We start from the raw sequence: 16,386 nt of genomic DNA on the forward strand, positions 1-16,386 counted from the left end.
CCGGGAGAGTGGGGCGGAGACTGTGGCAGCTACAGTCGGGTATGCCCCATCGAAGGCGAGCCGCCCGATGACGGCCATACGACAGGAACCGGACCCTCCGGTGGACGACCTCGATCTCCGCTTCCGGGCGGGCGACGACGTGGCCCTCCGCGAGGCGTACGACCGGTACGGTCGCGCCGTGCTCCATCTGGCCACCTCCATGCTGGCCAACCGCAGCGACGCGGAGGACGTGACCCAGGCCACGTTCGTCGCCGCCTGGCTGGGTCGGGACACCTTCGACCCGGCCAAGGGATCGCTGATCGGCTGGCTGCTCGGCATCGGCCGGCGAAAGGTGATCGACCGGATGCGCGCTTCCGCCCGGGAGACCCGGGTGGTGGAGACGGTCCGCCAGCTGCCCGAGCCGGCGCCGACCGGCCCGAACCCGGATCGCGTGGTGGATCGGCTGGTGATCGCCGACGAGCTGGCCCGTCTCCCGGACGACCAGCGACGCATGCTGGAGTTGGCCTTCTACGACGACCTGACACACCAGCAGATAGCCGCGGTGACCGGAGTGCCGTTGGGCACCGTGAAGAGCCACATCCGGCGCGGCATGGCGAGCTTGAAACGCAGATGGGAGGTGGACGGTGCAGCACCTGGACCACGACCGGCTGGTCTTTCTGGCACTCGGTGAGAGCGAGGCGGACAACGCCGAGAGCACCCACCTCGGCACCTGCGCGCTCTGCCGTGCGGAGGTGGCGACCTTTCAGCAGGTGGCCGGGCTCGGCACCGAGACGCAGGGCCTGGCTGACCTACCCGACCCGCCGGAGCACATCTGGCAGGGCATCGCCGCCCAGGTCAGAGCGGCCGAGGCCCAGCAGGCCCAGGCCGAGACCCGTTGGCAGCAGGTCCCTGGGCAGGGCGTCGGCACCCTGACCGGGCAGACCAACGACACGCCGTTCGGACGGGCCACCGGCACGACGGCCACGCCATCCGCCGGCACGACGGGCGAGCAGGCCACCGGCACGACGGCCCGGCCGACGGTCACCCGGCTGGATTCGGCGCGCCGGTCCCGTCGGGGCTCTGGCTGGTCGCGCTGGGCGGCCACGGCGGTGACCGCGGCAGCCGCCGCGGCGGTCGGTGTGCTGGGCACGGTCTCCGTGCTGCGGCCGGACGACCCGACACCCGCTCCGACGCAGGTGGTGGTGGCGAGCGCGCCGCTGGCGGCGTACGGATCGACGCCACCGGCGGCCAAGGGTGACGCCCGGGTTCTGCGGGACGGCCAACTGCATCTGCATGTGGCGAATCTCCCGCGCGTCCCGGGGTACTACGAGGTCTGGCTCATCAATCCGACGACGATGGAGATGTTCTCTGTGGGCACCCTGGGTGGCGGTTCGGACGCGCTGCTGCCCCTGCCCCCGAATGTCGACATCACGAGTTATTCGGTGGTCGACGTCTCCGCCGAGCAGTACGACAACAACACCCGCCACTCCGGCGACAGCCTGCTGAGGGGCACCCTGACGGGCTGATCGGTGGGCCGGCTCAGCTCCCCGGCCCGCCGATCAGCTCCCACCGACGAGAAAGTGGCCGCCCCCATCGGGGGCGGCCACTTCTTCACGTGCTGGGTGTCACTTGCGCTTGCGGATCTCCTCGGCGGCCTGCGGGACGATCTTGAACAGGTCGCCCACCACGCCGAAGTCGGCCAGCTCGAAGATCGGCGCCTCGCCGTCCTTGTTGACAGCGACGATGGTCTTCGAGGTCTGCATGCCGGCCCGGTGCTGGATGGCACCGGAGATGCCGAGCGCGACGTAGAGCTGCGGGGAGACCGTCTTGCCGGTCTGGCCCACCTGGAACTGGTGCGGGTAGAAGCCGGAGTCGACGGCCGCGCGGGACGCGCCGACGGCGCCGCCGAGCAGGTCGGCCAGCTCCTCGACCAGCTTGAAGTTGTCGGCGTTGCCGACACCGCGACCGCCGGAGACGACCACGCCGGCCTCGGTCAGCTCGGGGCGGGAGCCCTTCTGCTCGGCGACCCGCTCGACGACCTTGGCCAGCTTGTCGGTGTCGGTGACCGACACGGTGAGCTGCTCGATCGCCGGGGTGGCGGCGGCCGGGCTCGGGGTGACCGAGTTGGGTCGCACGGTGACCAGCGGCAGGCCCTTGGTGACCTTGGCCTTGACGATGGTGGAGCCGGCGAAGGCGACCTGGGTCGCGGTGCCGTCGGCGTCCAGGCCGACCACGTCGGTCAGGATGCCGTTGTCCAGCTTGACGGCGAGGCGGGCGGCGATCTCCTTGCCCTCCTGGGCCGAGGCCAGCAGCACGGCTGCCGGCTGCACCCGCTTGACCAGTTCGGCCAGCACGGTGGCCTTGGGGGCCACCAGGTAGCCGTCGATCTCGTCACCCTCGGCGGCGTAGATCTTCTCCGCGCCGTACTCGCCCAGCTTGCCGCTCAGCGCCTCGGCGGCGCCGGCGCCACCGAGCACCACCGCGCTCGGGGTGCCCAGCTCACGCGCGAGGGTGAGCATTTCCAGGGAGACCTTCTTGACGCCGAATTCCTTGGTGGCTTCGACGACGACGAGAACCTCAGACATGTCAGAACCCCCCTCTCACACGAACTTCTCGGTGGCGAGGAACTCGACCAGCTTGACGCCGCCCTCGCCCTCATCGGTGATCTTGGCGCCGCCGGAGCGCGGCGGGCGCTTGGTGTGCTCGACGACGGCACTGGTGGCGCCGTCGAAGCCCACCTCGGCGGGAGCGACACCGAGCTCGGCCAGCGAGAGCGTCTGCACCGGCTTCTTCTTCGCGGCCATGATGCCCTTGAAGGAGGGGTAGCGCGGCTCGTTGATCGTGTCCCAGACGGAGACCACGGCCGGGGTGGAGGCGGTGACGACCTCGTAGCCCTCCTCGGTCTGCCGCTCGACGGTCAGCGTCGCGCCGTCGACGGTGAGCTTGCGGGCGCCGGTGAGCGCCGCGACGCCCAGCCGCTCGGCGATCATGTGCGGCATGACCTGGACCCGACCGTCGGTGGACTCCGCGCCGCAGATGACCAGGTCCGCATTCAGCTGACCGAGGGCCGCGGCGAGCACCTTCGAGGTGGCGATGGCACAGGAGCCGTGCAGGGCGTCGTCCAGCACGTGGACGGCCTTGTCCGGGCCCATGGAGAGCGCCTTGCGGATCGACTCGGTCGCCCGGTCCGGACCCATGGTCAGGATGGTGACCTCGCCGCCGTGCGCCTCCTTGATCTTCAGCGCCTCCTCGATGGCGTACTCGTCCATCTCATTGATCACGTTGTTCGCCGAACCGCGGTCGACGGTGTTGTCGTCACTGCGCAGGTTGCGGTCCGCGCCCGAATCAGGCACCTGCTTGACGAGTACGACGATATTCATCGCGCTTCGACGACCCTCCTGTGTGGTGTTGCTATTTGCTCGCCCGGTCTGGGGCGCAGCGTCGCGCGTCGGTCGACGCCAGGTCAACCGGGGGCTGCTGTGCAGTTGCCCACGGCGCAATGTTACCTGCCAGTAGGTTGCGCTCCCGAGGCACCGAGAGTGACACAGCTCACCGACGCGCGTTCGTTCAGGTCGGCTCGGAGAGCGCCACCCGGATCTGGTCGATGGCCGCAGCCTCGGAGGCTGCGATCCCGTCGTGCGCCCGGGCCACCCGGTCGGCAGCGGTCAACACCACCGAGCGGTACGCCTCGACGTCCGCCGGTGACTTGTCGCGCAGGATCAGCACCGCCTGCCGCAACGCCGGCAGCACCACCGACTCGATCTCCAACTGTGAGTCCCGGGGAAGCCACGGCAGCGGACCGGTGGTCAGCGCCTCCTTGACCGCCCCGCTGGCGTCGGCGAGCGCGCCGGACGCGGCGATGCTCTCCCGGATCACCCCCAGCACCCCGGGATCGGCGTTGGAGACCAGGAAGACGGCGCCGAAGGCACCGGTCTTGATGGTCAACCGCTCCTCGTCCGTCAACCGCTGCTCCATGATCACGGAGTGTAGACGTACGGGGTGGTGGTGGTGACCGCGACGAGGCCGAGCCGCTGCAGGATGGGCCGGCTGTCCTCGGAACAGTCGACCTGCATCAGCGTCCGGTCCCGCTGGTCGGCCAGCCGCGCGCGGTAGGTGACCAGTGCCCGGTAGATGCCCTTGCGACGCCACTGCGGGAGGGTGGACCCACCCCAGAGGCTGGCGAAGCCGGTGTTCGCCGGGAAGCGCACCCAGCCGGCGCTCACCACCGTGTCGTCCACCTCGGCCACCACCACGGTGATCGAGTGCGGGTCGGCGTCGATCTCCTTCGCCAGCCCCCAGACCAGGTGCGAGCGGTCCTCCTGCCAGACCTCCTCCTCCATGGCGGCGATCCGCTCCAGGTCGGCGCGGGAGGTCACCTCACGCAGGCGTACCCCCTCGGGGATGACCGGCAGCGCGGCGGCCAGCGGCGCGACCGGACCGACCACGACGGTCTCCCGGTCCTCCGCGACGAAGCCGGCGGCGCGCAGACGGTCCGCCAGGTCCGCCGGTTCGTCGTGCTCGTTGAGCTTCCACTCCGCCGACTCGCCCCGCTCACGGCACAACCGCACCTGCCGGGCGATCAGCTCGTCCAGCGCGTCGCCGGTCAACCCGCCCAGATCGCGGTAGGTGATGAACCCACCGGCGTCGAGCCCGGTGATCCGGACCAGCGGCCCGTCCCGCTCCACCGTCACCCCGGCCGGAACCGGGTCGGGGATCTCCGGGCGGAGCTGGTTGTCGTAGGCGGTACGCAGCGTCAGGATGTCGAGATCAGTCACCGGCCCAGGCTAAGCGGGATGGGAAGCGGATAATCGGGCCTGTGTGGGAGGCGATCAGGCGATGGTTTGACCCGGCGGAGCTGCGCTCGGTCGGTGAACCGCCGGACTACCGGTTCTCCCTGGCCAACGAACGGACGTTCCTCGCCTGGCTGCGCACCGGGCTGGCGCTGGTCGGCGGCGGGTTGGCCACCGCGCAGTTCCTGCCGCCCCTGCCGATGGGCCACCTGCGGGAGGTGATCGCGGTGGCGCTGCTGCTGCTCGGCGGCGCGGTCGCGATCCGTGCCGTGGACCACTGGGCGCGTACCGAACGGGCCATCCGGCTCGGTGAGGAGTTGCCCGCGTCCCGGTTTCCCGCCATCCTCGCCCTCGCCGTCGGCGCCGGGGCGGTGCTGCTGGTGGTCGCCGTCCTGGCACGGGCGATCGGCGGGCCGTGAGCACCGGCCGCGACCCGGGGCTGCAAGCGGAGCGGACCCGGCTGGCCTGGCGGCGCACCCTGCTCACGGTGACCGTGGTCACCGCGCTGGCGGTCCGGCTCGCGTCGGCCGGAGGCCCGGTCGGGGCACTGGTCGCCGGCGTCATCGTCCTGCTGTGGGGCGCTCTGCTGGTGCTCTGCTGGCCCCGGGGCACCGGCACCGGTCCGGCCCGCACCGGCGGCCGGACACTGCCCCTGGTCGCGCTCGGCACCGTGGGGCTCGCACTACTGGGAGTGCTGCTGGTTCTTCGCGGACTAGGGTGACGCGATCCGGTGAGTCATCATGGGTGCATGGCCCGGCTTGGCGTACTCCTCTTCCTGGTGCAGATTGTCCTCGCCGTCTGCGCGCTGATCAGTTGTCTCTCCGCCGAGGAGGGCAAGATCCGTGCCCTTCCCCGGATCGCCTGGGTGCTGATCATCCTGTTCTTCCCGCTGGTCGGCTCGATCGCCTGGTTCATCGTCGGCCGGGAGCCCAGCTCCGGCGCCAGCAAGGGCTGGCCCGGTGGCACCTCGTCCCCCGAGCGGCAGCGCCCCCGGCCGGTCGCGCCGGACGACGACCCGGAGTTCCTGCGCTCCGTGCAGGACCGGGCCAAGCAGCAGGACCAGGAGCTCTTCCGCCGCTGGGAGGAGGACCTGCGCCGACGCGAGGACGACCTGCGCCGTCGCGACGGTGACCCGCCCCGCGAGGGCGACCGTCCGGAGGTGTGAGCGCGCCGCCGCCGCCCCGGGCGGGGCGACGGCGGCGATGGGTGCGACTCAGGCCAGGTTCGACGACCGGGGGTACGCGTCGGTCGGGTCGGTGAGCACGTTCACCAGGTACGGCACTCCAGCGTCGAACGCCCGCTTCAGGGCCGGACCCAGGTCGGCCGCCTTGGCGACCGTCTCCCCCGCGCCGCCGAGCGCGCTGACCACCGTGTCGTACCGCAGCTCCGGCTGGAGGTCGGCGGCCACGTCGTAGCCGTACATGGCCCGCATCGGGTGCTTCTCCAGCCCCCAGATGCCGTTGTTGCCGACGACGATCACCACAGGCAGCTTCTGACGGGCCAGCGACTCGACATCCATCAGCGAGAAGCCGGCCGCGCCGTCGCCCATCAGCACGCAGATCTGCCGGTCCGGGTGACTGACCCGGGCACCCATCGCGTAGCCCATGCCGGTGCCCAGGCAGCCGTACGGGCCCGGGTCCAGCCAGGTGCCGGGCTGGGCCGGCTCCAGGTAACGCCCGGCGTACGACACGAAGTCACCGCCGTCGCCGATGGTGATCGCGTCGGGGGCCAGCACCCGACGCAGCTCGCCGTAGATCCGGGCGGGGCGGATCGGGTCGGTCTCGGCGGCCATCTCCGCGGCGTCCCGCGCCTTCGCCGCGTCCTCGGCGACCCGCAGGTCGCCGATCCAGTCGGAGTGGTCGGTCCGGTCGCCGGCGTGGTCGGCCAGCGCGGAGAGAATCAGACGCAGGTCGCCGGCGGGGGCGACGGCCGGCTGCACGTGCGTCGCCCGCTGGCTCGGCGCGTCCACGATGTGCACCACCTTGGCCTCACCGAAGTCACCGAAGCTGAGCCGGAAGTCCAACGGGGTGCCCACCACCACGACCACGTCGGCGCCGGAGAGCGCGGCCCGGCGGGCCTTGGCGAACGCGAGCGGGTGCTCCGGCGGGAGCGAACCCCGCCCCATGCCGTTGGTGAAGACCGGCACCTGCAGTGCCTCGGCCGCCTCGCGCAGTGCGGCGACCGCGTCGCCCGCGTACACGTCGGAGCCGGCGATGATGACCGGTCGCTGCGCCGCGGCGATGAGCATCGCGGCGCGGCCGACCTCCTCCGGGTCCGGTACGACCGGGTCGACGCCCGTCACGGCGGGCATCTCGACCTCCGCGACCGAGAAGACCGTCTCCAGAGGAAAGTCGAGGAAGGCCGGGCCGCGGTGCGGGGTGAGCGCGGCGTGCAGCGCCGCACCCACCGCGCGCGGGATGTCGTCGGTGCTGAACACCGTCTCGGCGTGCTTGGTGACCGGGGCGACCAGCGGCAGGTGGTCCATCTCCTGGAGGCTGCCGGAGCCCCAGCGGAACGCGGGCGCGCGGCCACCGAGCACCAGCACCGGGGAGGCGTTGAAGAAGGCGCTGGTCATGCCGGAGATGCCGTTGGTTACACCGGGCCCGGCGGTGAGCACGGCGAGACCGGGCCGGCGCTGCAGCTTGGCCACCGCCTCGGCGGCGAAGACCGCGGACTGCTCGTGCCTGACGTCGTAGATCGGGAAGTCGGTCTTGTGCGCGGCGTCGTAGAGCGGGAAGACGTGCCCGCCGGAGAGTGTGAACATCTCCCGTACGCCGTGCGCGCGTAGTGCCGCGAGCGCCAACTCGCCGCCGTGACCCTCGATCCGCTCCGTCATCGCCGCTCCTTCTCGTCGCTCATGACCGAAGCCACACGCTACTGGCCGGTAGGCACAATGTGAACAATTCTCGGCTCGCCGTCGGGCTGGCGGCACGAACCGCCAGCCCGACCCGGTCAGCGGCCGGTGAAGTCCGGCTTGCGCTTCTCGACGAAGGCCGCCATGCCCTCACGCCGGTCGTCGGTCGCGAACAGCGCCGCGAAGAGCTGACTCTCCCAGGCCAGACCCGAGTTCAGGTCCATGTCCAGGCCGCCGTCGACCGCCAGCTTCGCCGCGCGCAGCGCCTGCACGGGACCCGTCAGGTACGGGGTGATCAGCGCGACGGCCGTGTCGTACACCTCGGCGGCTGGGGCGACCCGGTCGGCCAGACCGATCCGCAGCGCCTCCTGCGCGTCCACCATCCGGCCGGACATGATCAGGTCCTTGGCGCGGGCCGGGCCGACCAGGCGGGCCAGCCGCTGCGTGCCGCCGGCACCGGGGATGATGCCCAGCTTGATCTCCGGTTGGCCGAGCTTGGCGTCCTCGGCGACGACCCGCCAGTCGCAGGCCAACGCCAGCTCGCAGCCGCCACCGAGGGCGTACCCGGTGATCGCGGCGACCACCGGCTTGGGGATCCGGGCGATCGCACCGAGCGCGCTGGACAGATTCGCGGCACGGTCGGCCATGTCGACATAGGACATCTCGGCCATCTGCTTGATGTCCGCGCCGGCGGCGAAGACCTTCTCCCCGCCGTACACGATGACGGCGCGGACCTCAGGATCGGCGGTGGCAGCCGCGGCGGCGGCGCGCAACTCCTCCTGCACCTGGGTGTTGAGCGCGTTCATCGGCGGCCGCTCCAACCGGATCGTGCCGATGCCGTCCTTGGTCTCCAGCCGAACGAACTCGCCCACGCTGCCCTCACTTCCTCGTCGAAGTCGCGTGCCAACCTTACGACCCGGCTCGTTTGGGTAAGTAGTGTGGTGTCAGCCCCGTGGGCGGGAGTCCAGCCATGACGACGTACTACGACGACAGGTCGGTGCAGGTCACCTCCACCACCGTCCGCGTCGACGGCCGCGCCTACGCGCTCGCCGACATCACCATGATCTGGCACCGCCGGGGCACCCGCTCGTGGCGCGTGCTCGTCGGGCGGGGCGCGATCGGTGCCGCACTCGCCGGTCCGCTGGTCGCGGCGGTGCTCGGCATCGGCGTGGCCGTCTGGCTGCACCGCTCACCGACCGTGACGATCGCGATCGTCGGCGCGTCGGTGCTGGTCGGGTTGGCCGTCGGGCCGGTCGCCGACTTCCTCTTCGAACACCTGGACCGCTCATACTCCCGGGGCAGCCGCCAACTGGAGATCTGGGCCCGCTGGCGCGGTCAGCCGGTGCGACTGCTGCGCACCGGCGACGCGCTGCGCTTCGGGCAGATCTACCGGGCGGTGCAGCGCGCGGTCGAGCACAGCCAACCGGGGCGCCCCGTCACCCGCCGCTAGCGGCCCCACGCTCAGAACCGGATCGGCTCGTCCGGCACCAGGCCGAGACCGCGCAGCAGGCCGTACAGGTCCTGCTCGCCCCAGAACTCGACGATCCGGGCCTGCGCCAACCGGTACATCTTGCAGGCGCTTTGCACGGCCGTGGCCCCGGTGGCGTCCCGCCGATAGCTCTGCGCCACGGAGACGACAACCCGGTCCTCGGCCGCGAAAAGGTCGACGATCTGCTGGTCGAGCACGGTCAGCCCGGGCGAGAGCACGGCCTGTTCCACGAAATGCCGGCCCCGCACCGCCCTGCCGGACCCGTAGATCCGGACGTCCTCCGCGACCACCGCCCGTAGCTCGACGAGGTCACGCGTGACGAACGTCCGCAGGTAGCGGCGGACGGCCTCGACAATGCGCTCCCGCTCCGTCATGTCTGGACAAGCTACCCGGCACCGACCGCCCAGGTGTGCCCGCGACTGGCGGCGCGGGTTGCCGGCCGGTGGTTAGGCTTAGTGATGACCCTCTATTACCGGGACGACGCGGTGCAGGTGACCTCCGAGTCGATCCGGGCGGGTGGTCACGTGATCGCCCTGTCCGACGTGACGTTCGTGTGGCACGCGCGCGGGCAGAAGACCCTCGCCGTACGCGGCCGAGTGCTGGGTCGCGGTGTCCTCGTCCTGCTGCTCTCGCTGCCGCCGCTGATCGCCGTGGTCTGCGTGCTGTCACTGGCCTGGTCCGCACAGGACCGGGGCAACTGGAAGCTGGCGCTGATCATCCTCGCGGCCTGCGCGGTGGGGGCCCTGGTGTCGCTGCCGTTCCTGGAAATCCCGTTGGGTTGGCTGGACCGCTCCTACGAGCGCGGCAGCCATGTGCACGAGTTGTGGGTGCAGCACCACGGTCGGGAGGACCTGCTGCTGCGCACCCCGGACGCGCTACGGTTCGGGCAGATCTACCGGGCCGTGCAGCGCGCCGTCGAACAGCAGGGGGACCACTGATGAGCAACCGCCGCGAGGCCGCCGCGCTGGCCGGGCTGCTCGCCGTGGCCGGCGTTACCCACCTGGTGCGCCCCGGTTTCTACGATCCGATCGTGCCGAGCGCGCTGCCCGGCCCGGCCCGATTCTGGACGTACGCCAGCGGGGTCGCCGAGCTGGCGGTGGCGGCGGCGGTGGCCAACCCGGCCACCCGACGGGCCGGCGGTCGGGCCGCAGCCGCCCTCTTCGTGGCCGTGCTGCCCGCCAACGTGAAGATGGCGGTGGACTGGCGGCACCGCCGCCCGACGAAGCGGGCCATCGCGTACGGCCGGGTGCCGATGCAGGTGCCGCTGATCTGGTGGGCCCTGCGCGTCGCCCGCGGCGGCCGGTAGGCCCCGGGCCGGTCAGCTCGACGGCAGGCTGCTCAGCTGAAGTGCAGGCTGGTCAGCTCAGCGGCAGGGTGGTGGCGATCGGCCATCCCACCAGGGCGGCGCCCAACACGGCCGGCAGCCAGCGCGGGCCGGCGTACCGGCGCAGCACTGTCGCCCAGGCTGCCTGCCAGCCGAGCAGCAGCGCGAACAACGGCACCACCAGCACGACGAAGCCGGGTGCCAGACCGACCATCGTCGATGCGGTCAGCACGACAACGGTGACCGCGACGACCAGCAGGTGTCGCCCCGTCCGCCCGGCGGCGACCAGTTCGACGGCCAGCAGGAACAGCAGGCAGGCGCCCGCGACCAGCGGGAGCAGCCACCAGCGGGCGCCGACCGGCAGCGCCGAGGTCAGGCCCAGGTGGATCGGCAGGGCGACGGCGAGGACGGCGTACCCGGTCAACGCCAGCGTCGCGACGGCGGTCCGTGCCGTTGCCCGCCGGGACGCCGACACGGGCGTGCCGGGCGGTGGTTGAAATACGCCGAACCAGCCCGGCAGCCAGCGCTGACCCGCGACCAGCAGAACGCCGGTGACCAGCAGGAAGCCGGCGACGTGACCGCCGACCGCCAGCGGTAGCCGGGCCGTCGGCAGCACCGCGGCGACGGCCGCGCCGACGACGGCCGCCAGCGCCGCCAACCCGAACAACAACAGACCACCGAACGGCACCCGATCCCCCGACAGCGCTGGGCTGTCGGTCTGCGCCGGGGCGTCGGGTTCCCGGCCGGAGGGTCGGTCGGTCGGTCGCCGGCCGGCCGCCCGGCGCGGCAGGAGCAGGGCCGCCAGCGGGACCACGCCGATGCCGAAGGCGAACACCAGCAACGCCGCCCCGGCGAGCCGGGCGATCGGTCGCGGCCGGGCGGTGCCGTCGCCGCCGGGCAGCCAGTCGGCGATCTCCCGGTGGGTACGCGCGGCGAACAACACGGAGATGTGCTCCACGCCGGGCACCACGACCGCTGACCGCCGGCCCGTTGACGCGCCACGTCGGGCAGCGTCGTCGGCCGCCCTGCGGAAGGCGGGAAACTCCGCGCCTCCCACGATCAGCAGCAACTCCGTCGGCCGGCCCGGGGGCAGCTCGCCCGCCTCGGGCAGCGAGATCGCCACGGTCCGGGCGATCTCCGGATGGCCGGTGGCGTACCGGGTGACGGCGCCGGCGCCCATCGAGTGCCCCACCAGGACGATTCCGTCCGCGTCGACGTCCGGCCGGGAACGTAGGTAGCCGACGGCGGCGTCCAGGTCGGCGTCGAGCGTGGCGGCGGACGTGTTCGAGCCCGCGCCGGGCAGCCGAGCCGGGTTGGCACCGTGTCCGGCGAAGTCGAACAGCAGCGCGACCGCTCCGCGCCGGGCGACGGTGTCGGCGATCGGACGCATCAGCTGGGCCGAGCCGGCGAAGCCGTGCGCGATCACCACACCGGGTCGCCGGACGCCGGGCGTCGGCGGACCGGCGCGTACCTCGGTCATCGGCACCCCGCCGACGGTGACCTGCCGGGCCGTGAGGCCGGCGTCCGCCCGGACCAGCACCAGCGTGCCCAGCCCGGCGGCGACCGCCGCCAACACGGCGAACAGGACAGCGGTGCGGGTGCGGGGCGGTCGGTGCGGCGAGGGTGCCGACATGCCGGCACCCTACCGCCGCGCGCTCCTCCCGAGCGCCCGCCGACCGAGGCCGTCGGGCGGTTGTGGTGCGGCCGACGCACACTTGATCCCATGGCGATTCCCCTCCCCACCCCGACCGCCGTGGTCGGCCTGACCCGATCCGCTCTCGACCAGGCACTCGGCTCGGCCGCCTCGTTCGCCGCCGTGCCCGCCCGCGCGTTCGCGGTGCTGGACGGGGTGGAGGCGCTGCTGGCCCGGATCAACGGCGTGGTCGACCGCATCGAGACGACCCTGGACCGGACCGATCAGGTGCTCACCGACGCCGAGGAGGCGGTCCGTGAGGTGGCCGTCATCAGCGCCGCCGCGACCACCGCCATCGACACCGCCACCGAGGTGGCCACTGCCGCCGCCGTGGTGGTCGCCGACGCCGACCGCGTCGCCCGAACCGCCGCCACGGTGGTCGCAAAGGCCGAGGGCGTGGCCGGCCGGGCCGCCGTCACCGTGGGCACCGCGACGGAGGCCGCCGCCACGGCGGCTGAGCTGCTGGCGGCGTACGAGCCGGCGCTGCGCCGGGCCGCGCCGATGGCGGCGAGGTTCGTCGAGGAGCTGAGCCACGAGGAGATCAGCGCGGCGATCCACCTGATCGACGAGCTGCCCAAACTCAAGCAACACCTGACGGCCGACATCCTGCCGATCCTGGCCACACTGGACCGGGTCGGGCCCGACCTGCACGACCTGCTCGACGTGACCCGCGACCTCAAGCTCGCCGTGGCCGGCATCCCCGGGCTGGGCATGCTGCGCCGACGCGGCGAGAAGCTCGCCGACGAGCCCGTCGGCTGAGCCCTCCCCGCGTGCGTGCGGGGATCAGCAGTCGCAGGTGATCGTCGCGGTCGGCGCGGTCAGGTCGTCGACCGGGCGCCGGGTCAACCCGGTCTCCGTCACCACCGGCAGCCCCTCGCGTACCCAGTACTCGAACCCGCCGAGCATCTCCTTGACCGGGTAGCCGAGCAGGGCGAACTCCAGCGCCGCGCGGGTCGCGCCGTTGCAGCCCGGCCCCCAGCAGTAGGTGACCACCGCCGAACCGGACGGGATCAGCTCCGCCGCGCGGGTCGCGATCTCGGCGGTGGGCAGGTGCACCGCGCCCGGCAGGTGCCCCTGCGTCCACGCGGCCACGCCCCGGGAGTCGACGACCACCAGAGCTGGCGTACGCGCAGACAGGCCGGCGTGCACGTCGCTGACGTCGGTCTCGACGCTGAGGCGGGCGCGGAAGTGGGCGACGGCGGTGGCCGGATCGGCCGGCGGAATGGCGAAGGTGAAGGTCATGCACTGATCCTCGCCAGTCCGCGTGGCCGCAGCGAGTGGCGGAGACGACGTCCTGCGCTAACATCCCGCCATGCCGATGCGGCCCACCACGACCACCGGCCCGCGCCTGCTGCCGACGCCCCGACGGCCGGCAGCCGCGCACCGCGTGGCAGTGCTCGCGTACCCGGGAATGTCGGTGTTCGAGACCGGCATCGTCACCGAGGTGTTCGGGCTGCCCCGACCCGAGTTCGACGTCGACTGGTACGACCTGGTGGTCTGCGCCGAGCGGCCGGGGCCGGTGCCGGTGGTCGGCGGGGCGAGCCTGCACACCCCGTACGGAATAGCCGAGCTGGCGGAGGCGCGGACGGTGATCGTGCCCGGCGTGCCGGACGTGACCGGTGACCCGTCACCCGAGCTGGTGACCGCGCTGCGCCGGGCGCACCGACGCGGGGCGCGCATCATGTCGATCTGCTCGGGCGCGTTCGCGCTGGCCGGCGCCGGGCTGCTCGACGGCCGGCGGGCCACCACCCACTGGCAGTACGCCGAGCTGCTGGCGCGGCGCTACCCACTCATCGAGGTGGACCCGGACGTGCTCTACCTCGACGACGGCGACCTGCTCACCAGCGCCGGCAGCGCCGCCGGGCTGGACCTCTGCGTCCACGTGGTCCGGCGCGACCACGGCGCGGCGATCGCCAACGCGGTCGCCCGGCGGCTGGTGATCCCGCCGCACCGCGACGGCGGGCAGGCCCAGTTCGTCGAGGCGCCGGTGCCCACCGACCCGGACGACGACCGGATCGCCGGCAGCATCGACTGGGCGCTCGCCCATCTCGCCGAGCCGCTGAGCGTGGCGCAGCTCGCCGGGCAGGCGCACATGTCGCCCCGCACCTACCTGCGGCACTTCGCCCGGGCCACCGGGACCAGCCCGATCCGCTGGCTGATCGACCAGCGGGTCCGCGCCAGCCTCACCCTGCTGGAGGAGACGGACGCCCCGGTCGAGCAGGTCTCCCGCTCGGTGGGTTTCGACACTCCGGTCACCTACCGGCACCACTTCGGTCGGCTCATGCTGACCTCGCCGTCGGCGTACCGCAGGGCCTTCCGGACCGGCGCGGGCCGGCCGGCGTGACGCGGGTGGATCAGACCGGCGCGTACAGCTCGTCGATCTCGGCGCGTCGCGGGAGCGCCACCGACGCACCGAGCTTGCGTACGCAGGCAGCGCCGGCCGCCGACGCCCAGCGCACCGCGTCGACCAGATCACGTCCCTCGCCCCAGCCGACGGCCAGCGCGGCGGTGAACGCGTCACCGGCGGCGGTGGAGTCGACCACGTCGACGCGTACCGCCGGCACGTGCACCTCGGCACCGTCGCGGTCGACGTACCAGGCGCCCTCGCCGCCGAGAGTGAGCACGGCCCGGGGGGCCAGGTCGAGCAGCGCCCGGGGCTCCTCCCGACCTCGGCCGGCAAGTGCCTGCGCCTCGCCCTCGTTGACGACCAGCAGGTCCACCGATGCGAGCAGTTCGGGTGGGAGGTCCCGCGCCGGGGCGGCGTTGAGGATGACCCGGGTGCCGGCGGCGCGGGCGGCCACTGCCGCGGCCGTCACGGTCTGCACCGGGATCTCCAGTTGGGCGACCAGGACGTCTGCGGCGCTCACCGTGGCCAACTCCTCCTCGGTGAGGCCGACCAGCGCGTCGTTGGCGCCGGGGGTCACCATGATGGCGTTCTCCCCCTGCGCGTTGACCATGACCAGCGCCACCCCGGAGGTGCCGTAGACCACGCGCAGCTGGCTGGTGTCCACCCCGGCGGCGGTGATGCGGGCCCGGAGGGTGACACCGAAGGCGTCCGAGCCGATCGCGCCGAGGAAGGCGCAGGACGCTCCGGCCCTGACCGCGGCGACGGCCTGGTTGGCGCCCTTACCGCCGGGCACCATCACGAAGTCGGTGCCGAGCATGGTCTCGCCCGGTCGCGGCAGCGCGGGTGCCATCGCGACCAGGTCCATGTTGGCGCTGCCCACCACGGCAACCCGGGTCTGCGGCACTGTCCTCTCCGCCCTGGCCGACGCTCAGGCGGCCCGGGCGGTGTAGCGGTCGCCCCGGCGCTCGACCACCAGCGGCAGGCCGAAGGTCTTGGAGAGGTTGTCGCCGGTCAGCGTCTCGGCGAGCAGGCCCTGGGCGACCACGCCACCCTCGCGCAGCAGCAGCGCGTGGGTGAACCCCGGCGGGATCTCCTCGACGTGGTGGGTGACCAGCACCATCGCCGGGGCGTCCGGGTCGTACGCCAGCTCGGCCAGTCGGGCGACCAGGTCCTCCCGACCACCCAGGTCGAGGCCGGCGGCCGGCTCGTCGAGCAGCAGCAGCTCCGGGTCGGGCATCAGGGCACGGGCGATCTGCACCCGCTTGCGTTCACCCTCGGAGAGGGTGCCGTAACGGCGTTCGGCGAGCCCACCGACGCCGAGTTGGCTGAGCAGGGCCAGCGCCCGCGCCACGTCGCCGCGCTCGTAGCTTTCGCGCCAGCGGCCGACCACGGACCAGGCGGCGGTCACCACCACGTCGCTGACCTGCTCGTCGGCGGGCAGTCGCTCGCCCCAGCCGACGGCCAGCGCGGCGGTGGTCAGCCCGATGCGGGTGCGCAGCTCGTTGACGTCAGTGCGGCCGATCCGCTCGCCGAGCACGTGCGCCACACCGGTGGTGGGGTGCAGCCGGCCGGCGGCGAGGTTGAGCAGTGTGGTCTTGCCGGCGCCGTTGGAGCCGAGCACGACCCAACGCTCGTCCAGCTCGACCCGCCAGGTCAGGTCCTGGAGGAGGGCGGTGCCAGAGCGGCGTACACCGACGCCGTCGAGGCTGACCACCAGATCCGGGTCCACAGGAGCGGCGGCAGGCGCGGCGCCGGCAGCGCCGGGGATCAGGTCAGTCACCGCTCCATCCAACCACGCAGCGTCGGGGCGCCCCCCATGGGCGGCGCCTCGGCAATAGGGTGAAGCGCCGTGTCGTTGATCACCAAGTCCGGAGGACGGTCCATGCCCCGTCGAGGTACGGAGCCGCGCG

The 16,386-nt window shown here is 72.7% G+C and carries 21 protein-coding genes; 10 read left to right on the top strand and 11 right to left on the bottom strand.

Annotation, left to right across the window (positions count from 1 at the left end; all coding sequences use genetic code 11):
• Positions 1-67 precede the first annotated feature (67 nt).
• Together KBX34_RS01860 and KBX34_RS01865 are read left to right on the top strand one after the other, a co-directional pair.
• Positions 68-670 carry an RNA polymerase sigma factor gene (locus KBX34_RS01860; protein ID WP_210792107.1) on the top strand — a complete coding sequence of 201 codons (603 nt, stop codon included), beginning with the start codon at positions 68-70 and terminating at the stop codon, positions 668-670.
• Entirely contained in the window at positions 624-1,505 is an 882-nt protein-coding gene (locus tag KBX34_RS01865; RefSeq protein WP_210922883.1) for an anti-sigma factor, read from the top strand. The genes KBX34_RS01860 and KBX34_RS01865 overlap by 47 nt, the downstream gene beginning before the upstream one ends.
• A 99-nt stretch (positions 1,506-1,604) precedes the next feature.
• Here the strand turns inward: KBX34_RS01865 and KBX34_RS01870 are convergent, their stop codons facing one another.
• From KBX34_RS01870 to KBX34_RS01885, 4 genes are all read right to left on the bottom strand, one after another.
• Positions 1,605-2,564 (bottom strand): electron transfer flavoprotein subunit alpha/FixB family protein, encoded by a 960-nt coding sequence (locus tag KBX34_RS01870; protein ID WP_210922884.1) that lies wholly within the window; start codon positions 2,562-2,564, stop codon positions 1,605-1,607.
• Between the two features lie 15 nt (positions 2,565-2,579).
• Positions 2,580-3,359: an electron transfer flavoprotein subunit beta/FixA family protein gene (locus KBX34_RS01875; protein WP_088946518.1), complete on the bottom strand. Its 780-nt coding sequence runs from the start codon at positions 3,357-3,359 to the stop codon at positions 2,580-2,582.
• A gap of 187 nt (positions 3,360-3,546) precedes the next feature.
• Entirely contained in the window at positions 3,547-3,954 is a 408-nt protein-coding gene (locus tag KBX34_RS01880) for a hypothetical protein (protein WP_088951504.1), read from the bottom strand.
• A gap of 2 nt (positions 3,955-3,956) precedes the next feature.
• The gene (locus KBX34_RS01885) at positions 3,957-4,754 is read right to left on the bottom strand and encodes a GNAT family N-acetyltransferase (protein ID WP_210922885.1); all 798 of its coding nucleotides are present in this window, start codon (positions 4,752-4,754) and stop codon (positions 3,957-3,959) included.
• A gap of 41 nt (positions 4,755-4,795) precedes the next feature.
• Between KBX34_RS01885 and KBX34_RS01890 the strand changes: the two genes are divergently transcribed.
• Genes KBX34_RS01890 through KBX34_RS01900 form a run of 3 tightly spaced genes read left to right on the top strand, consistent with a single transcriptional unit; the run spans position 4,796 to position 5,934 of the window.
• On the top strand, positions 4,796-5,188 hold the full coding sequence (locus tag KBX34_RS01890) for a YidH family protein (RefSeq protein ID WP_210792103.1): 393 nt from the start codon (positions 4,796-4,798) through the stop codon (positions 5,186-5,188).
• The gene (locus tag KBX34_RS01895; RefSeq protein WP_210922887.1) at positions 5,185-5,490 is read left to right on the top strand and encodes a DUF202 domain-containing protein; all 306 of its coding nucleotides are present in this window, start codon (positions 5,185-5,187) and stop codon (positions 5,488-5,490) included. The genes KBX34_RS01890 and KBX34_RS01895 overlap by 4 nt, the downstream gene beginning before the upstream one ends.
• Positions 5,491-5,517: 27 nt before the next feature.
• On the top strand, positions 5,518-5,934 hold the full coding sequence (locus tag KBX34_RS01900) for a PLD nuclease N-terminal domain-containing protein (protein ID WP_210922889.1): 417 nt from the start codon (positions 5,518-5,520) through the stop codon (positions 5,932-5,934).
• Between the two features lie 48 nt (positions 5,935-5,982).
• On the opposite strand, the gene KBX34_RS01905 is transcribed toward KBX34_RS01900, so the two are convergent.
• The gene (locus KBX34_RS01905) at positions 5,983-7,605 is read right to left on the bottom strand and encodes an acetolactate synthase (protein ID WP_141908133.1); all 1,623 of its coding nucleotides are present in this window, start codon (positions 7,603-7,605) and stop codon (positions 5,983-5,985) included.
• Between the two features lie 116 nt (positions 7,606-7,721).
• On the bottom strand, positions 7,722-8,495 hold the full coding sequence (locus tag KBX34_RS01910; RefSeq protein WP_088946512.1) for an enoyl-CoA hydratase/isomerase family protein: 774 nt from the start codon (positions 8,493-8,495) through the stop codon (positions 7,722-7,724).
• A gap of 98 nt (positions 8,496-8,593) precedes the next feature.
• Here KBX34_RS01910 and KBX34_RS01915 point away from each other — a divergent pair, with 98 nt between their 5' ends.
• Positions 8,594-9,073 carry a DUF6232 family protein gene (locus KBX34_RS01915; RefSeq protein WP_088946511.1) on the top strand — a complete coding sequence of 160 codons (480 nt, stop codon included), beginning with the start codon at positions 8,594-8,596 and terminating at the stop codon, positions 9,071-9,073.
• Between the two features lie 11 nt (positions 9,074-9,084).
• On the opposite strand, the gene KBX34_RS01920 is transcribed toward KBX34_RS01915, so the two are convergent.
• Complete coding sequence (locus KBX34_RS01920; RefSeq protein ID WP_210922891.1) at positions 9,085-9,486, bottom strand: nuclear transport factor 2 family protein; 402 nt, start codon at positions 9,484-9,486, stop codon at positions 9,085-9,087.
• A gap of 84 nt (positions 9,487-9,570) precedes the next feature.
• On the opposite strand from KBX34_RS01920, the gene KBX34_RS01925 reads away from it, so the two are divergent.
• Positions 9,571-10,050, top strand: coding sequence for a DUF6232 family protein (locus KBX34_RS01925; protein ID WP_088946510.1), 480 nt, complete (start codon positions 9,571-9,573; stop codon positions 10,048-10,050).
• On the top strand, positions 10,050-10,418 hold the full coding sequence (locus KBX34_RS01930) for a hypothetical protein (RefSeq protein WP_210922893.1): 369 nt from the start codon (positions 10,050-10,052) through the stop codon (positions 10,416-10,418). The genes KBX34_RS01925 and KBX34_RS01930 overlap by 1 nt, the downstream gene beginning before the upstream one ends.
• A 52-nt stretch (positions 10,419-10,470) precedes the next feature.
• Here KBX34_RS01930 and KBX34_RS01935 read toward each other — a convergent pair whose 3' ends face one another.
• Positions 10,471-12,069 (bottom strand): dienelactone hydrolase family protein, encoded by a 1,599-nt coding sequence (locus KBX34_RS01935; protein WP_210922894.1) that lies wholly within the window; start codon positions 12,067-12,069, stop codon positions 10,471-10,473.
• A 90-nt stretch (positions 12,070-12,159) separates the two neighbouring features.
• On the opposite strand from KBX34_RS01935, the gene KBX34_RS01940 reads away from it, so the two are divergent.
• Positions 12,160-12,888 carry a hypothetical protein gene (locus tag KBX34_RS01940; RefSeq protein ID WP_088946507.1) on the top strand — a complete coding sequence of 243 codons (729 nt, stop codon included), beginning with the start codon at positions 12,160-12,162 and terminating at the stop codon, positions 12,886-12,888.
• Positions 12,889-12,912: 24 nt separating this feature from the next.
• Here KBX34_RS01940 and KBX34_RS01945 read toward each other — a convergent pair whose 3' ends face one another.
• The gene (locus tag KBX34_RS01945; protein WP_210922896.1) at positions 12,913-13,371 is read right to left on the bottom strand and encodes a rhodanese-like domain-containing protein; all 459 of its coding nucleotides are present in this window, start codon (positions 13,369-13,371) and stop codon (positions 12,913-12,915) included.
• Between the two features lie 76 nt (positions 13,372-13,447).
• Between KBX34_RS01945 and ftrA the strand changes: the two genes are divergently transcribed.
• The gene (gene ftrA, locus KBX34_RS01950) at positions 13,448-14,473 is read left to right on the top strand and encodes a transcriptional regulator FtrA (RefSeq protein ID WP_210922970.1); all 1,026 of its coding nucleotides are present in this window, start codon (positions 13,448-13,450) and stop codon (positions 14,471-14,473) included.
• A 10-nt stretch (positions 14,474-14,483) separates the two neighbouring features.
• Here the strand turns inward: ftrA and KBX34_RS01955 are convergent, their stop codons facing one another.
• Together KBX34_RS01955 and KBX34_RS01960 are read right to left on the bottom strand one after the other, a co-directional pair.
• The gene (locus KBX34_RS01955; RefSeq protein WP_210922903.1) at positions 14,484-15,380 is read right to left on the bottom strand and encodes a ribokinase; all 897 of its coding nucleotides are present in this window, start codon (positions 15,378-15,380) and stop codon (positions 14,484-14,486) included.
• Positions 15,381-15,404: 24 nt separating this feature from the next.
• On the bottom strand, positions 15,405-16,268 hold the full coding sequence (locus tag KBX34_RS01960) for an ABC transporter ATP-binding protein (protein WP_210922904.1): 864 nt from the start codon (positions 16,266-16,268) through the stop codon (positions 15,405-15,407).
• Positions 16,269-16,386 lie beyond the last annotated feature (118 nt).

This window comes from Micromonospora sp. M61 (assembly GCF_018070245.1).
In the GTDB taxonomy this organism is placed as follows: domain Bacteria; phylum Actinomycetota; class Actinomycetes; order Mycobacteriales; family Micromonosporaceae; genus Micromonospora; species Micromonospora zamorensis.